The following is a 3,711-nucleotide window of genomic DNA, read 5'->3' as shown; positions in this document are numbered from 1 at the left end:
GCGCGACCCATGGAGAACGTCTTGGTCATGGCACGGAACTCCTCCGAAAGCACGCCACGTAGCCTGGCGAAAGATTTGCGCAGGCAGTCCACGACCACGCTTTTCTGAGAGCGCCTATGAAATGGCGCGCAAATAGCGTGGACTCCCCATTACTGATCATCAACCCCTAAGGGAGTCTTGCGCAACACATCTTGTGCACTGCTTCTCGCGGTGTCAATACTTTCACGGAGCGCAACGATCTAACCCCCGCGCGTCCCCTTCAATGGCGTTCGGCAGTCGTTCACCGCAGACGGCCTCCAGTCATCCACTCACCGGAAGAAGGGGGTATAACTCCTCACCATCCAAACCCCGAAAGCCCGTGTAGCACGGCCTACCCTTGACACCACCTTATTGACAAGATAGCTTGCGCAAGGATTCCTTAGGTTGTGAAGATTTATGGACCGAGGCGCCGCCCTTGGGTCTGAAACGCGCTATTCACGGACATCCGAAATACGCTATCGCGCGACAGCCTGCACATTCTCCAGCAGCGGCACCCGCTTGATTTCCAGAGGAGTTCTGTGCCATGACAAAGGCATTTTCCATGAGCAAGGCCGCCTCTGGAATGGAGGATCCGAGCGCTGAGGTGCCGCTTCTGCCACGCCGGGCCGACTGGGGAACGCTGCTGAGCCTGCACGCGCAGGCGCGTCCCGACCACCCCGCCGTCGTGGCCGCGGACCTCTCCCTTTCCTACGCGGAGCTCGACCTCCGCACCGCCGAACTGGCGCGACGCCTGCGGGAGCGCGCGGCGGGCGCGGGACAGGTCGTGGCGGTGCGCACGGCGGACCGGCTGAGCGGTCTGGTCGCGACGCTCTCCGTGCTGCGGGCCGGCGCCACCTACCTCGCGCTCGATCCCGCCGCCCCGGCGGAACGCCACCGGTTCATGCTGGAGGACAGCGGTGCCGCGCTGCTCCTGAGCGGCCCCGACGTGAACCTCGACGAGGATCCCCTGCCGATCCCCACGATGCGGATCGCCGACGACGCCCCGGACCGTCGCCCGGAGACGGGGGACGCGGACGTCCCGGCGGAGCCGGGCCACATCGCCTACGTCGTGTACACCTCCGGCACGACCGGCAGGCCGAAAGGCGTCAGCGTGCCGTTCGACGCGCTCGCCGACCACCTCGCCGGGGTCAGCGCCCGTTTCGGGCTGCGCGCCGACGACCGTGTCCTGCAGTTCGCCCCGCCACACGTCGACGTCGCGATCGAGCAGACTCTCGCCCCGCTGACCTGCGGAGCGACCGTCGTGCTGGCTTTGGACCGCTCCCCTTCGATCGGCGCGCTGCTGGATCTCCTTCACCGGGAACGGGTCACCGTCGCGAACCTGCCCGCCGGATACTGGAACGAGCTGGCCGTCGGCCTCGACCGCCTGCCGCTGCCCGAAGGGCACAGCCTCCGACTGATGATCTCGGGCAGCGAGCGGATGTCCTCCCAGGCCGCCCGGGAGTGGCTGCGGCACGCCCCGGACGTGCGGCTTCTCAACGCCTACGGCCCCACGGAATGCGTGATCACGGCGACCGTCCACGAGGTGACCGAGGCCGACGTCGAGACCGACGGGAGCACCGACGGGAGCGAGGTGCCGATCGGCACGGCGTGCGGCGGCCGCGTGCTCCACGTCCTCGACCCCACGCTCACGCCGTGTCCACCGGGGGTGGCGGGGGAGCTCTACGTCGGCGGACGGCCGCTCGCCCGGGAGTACTCGGGCAGACCGGGCGCCACGGCCCAGCGGTTCGTGCCCGACCCGTACGGCGCCGCCCCCGGCGCGCGGATGTACCGCACCGGCGACCTCGTCCGCCTCAGGGCCGACGGGCTGCTGGAGTTCCTCGGCCGGGCGGACGACCAGGTCAAGATCAGGGGATACCGGGTCGAGCCCGCGGAGACAGAGCGGGTGCTGGAACAACACCCGGCCGTACGGCGGTGCGCGGTCGTCGGGCAGCGGGACGAGAACGGACGCACCCGCCTGGTCGGTTACGCCGTCGCCGAGACGGAGGCCGACAAGCTCACGGCGTTCCTGGCGGACAGGCTGCCCGACTACCTTCTCCCCACCCATCTGGTCCTCATGGACCGGCTGCCGCTGACCGCGAGCGGCAAGCTCGACCGTGCCGCGCTGCCGCCGGTCTCCCGGCGGCACGAGACGGCCCCGCCGAGCACCGAGACCGAACTGCTGCTGTCCGGCCTGTGGCAGGAGGTCCTCGGCATCGACCGGGTCGGACGTCACGACGACTTCTTCGCGCTCGGCGGCGACTCCCTCGCCGCGCTCCGCATCACCGCCAGGCTGCTCGGCCACTTCGGCAAGGACCTCTCTCCGCAGGCGGTCTTCGACACCCCGGTGCTCTCGGACCTGGCGGCACGACTCGACGCCGACCGCGACGGGGGCCGGAAGCGGAAGCCGGATCCGTCGCCCCAGGCGCCGGTCGTGACGGCACAGCCGGACGACGGCGTGGAGCGTCCGCTGTCGCTCGGCCAGCACGCCCTGTGGTTGTCCGAGCAGTGGAACCCCGGCGCGCCCCTCTACAACGTGCCGTGGGTGTTCCGGCTGCGCGGCGCGGTCGACGTCCCCCTGCTCGAGCGGGCTCTGAACGCCCTCGTGGCACGGCACGAGGCGCTGCGGACCGTCTTCCCCGCCCGGCTCGGCGAACCCTCCCAGACGGTGCTGCCCGCCGCCCCCGTCCGGCTGGAGGTGGGCGAAAGCCTCCAGGAGGCGCTCGCCCAGGAGGCCCGCAGGCCGTTCGACCTGGAACGCGGGCCGCTGTTCAGGGCGCGGCTGCTGCGCGAGGACGACGAGAACCGGGCCCTGCTGATCGTCCTGCACCACATCGTCTGGGACGAGTGGTCACTGCGGATCTTCGAGACCGAGCTGGCCGAGCTCTACGCGGCGGCGTCGGCCGGTCGCGAGCCCAGACTCGCCGACCTGCCCCTGCGCCCCTCGGACCACGCGATCCGACAGCGGGAGCTGGTGCGCGGCGACGCCATGGCCGACGGGCTCGACTACTGGCGGCGGCGGCTCGAAGGGGCTCCGAGAGAGCTGGCGTTGCCCGTCGACCGGTCCCCTGAGGCGCGGACCCCGTCCGGCGCGGCCGTACGGTTCGAGCTTGGCGGAGACCTCGCCGCACGGGTGCGCGCCCTGGCGAAGGCCGAGGGGGCGACGCCGTTCATGGTGCTCCTGGCCGCTTTCTACCTGACGCTGCGCGACCGCACGGGGCAGGACGACCTCGTCGTCGTCACGCCCGTCGCCGATCGGGACCGCGCCGAGTGGGAGGGCCTGATCGGCTACTTCGTCAACCTGGTTCCGCTGCGCCTCAAAGTGCGGCCCGAGTGGAGCTTCCGCGAGCTGCTCAGGCGGGTGCGCGACGACGTGCTGGCCGACCTCGGTCACCAGGACGTGCCCTTCCAGCTCCTCCTGGAGCGGCTTCTGCGCGACCACTCCGGCCACCGGCCCGCGTTCACCCAGGTCGCCTTCGAGATGCACCGTCACGATTCCCGTCCCGTACGCCTCGGCGAGGCCACGGGGACCCGCGAGCTGGTCCCGACGGGAACCTCGAAGTTCGACCTGACCTGGCAGATCACCGACGACGGCGAGCGTGTCTTCGGCGTCGTCGAGTACAGCACCGACCTGTTCGACGCCGCGACGGTCGAACGGCTGGCGGACGACTGGCAGCGCGTGCTGCGGACCTCCGT

At 70.4% G+C, this 3,711-nt stretch carries 1 protein-coding gene; it reads left to right on the top strand.

Annotated features, from left to right (window positions below; genetic code table 11):
• Nucleotides 1–562: 562 nt before the first annotated feature.
• The coding region (locus tag PKF00_RS43770) for a non-ribosomal peptide synthetase (protein WP_271223709.1) at nucleotides 563–3,711 on the top strand (3,149 nt) is incomplete at its 3' end.

The sequence above is a fragment of the Streptosporangium carneum genome, assembly GCF_027922005.1.
In the GTDB taxonomy this organism is placed as follows: domain Bacteria; phylum Actinomycetota; class Actinomycetes; order Streptosporangiales; family Streptosporangiaceae; genus Streptosporangium; species Streptosporangium carneum.
Note: the sequence above shows the minus strand (reverse complement) of the source record. Positions and strands in the feature narration are given on the sequence as shown.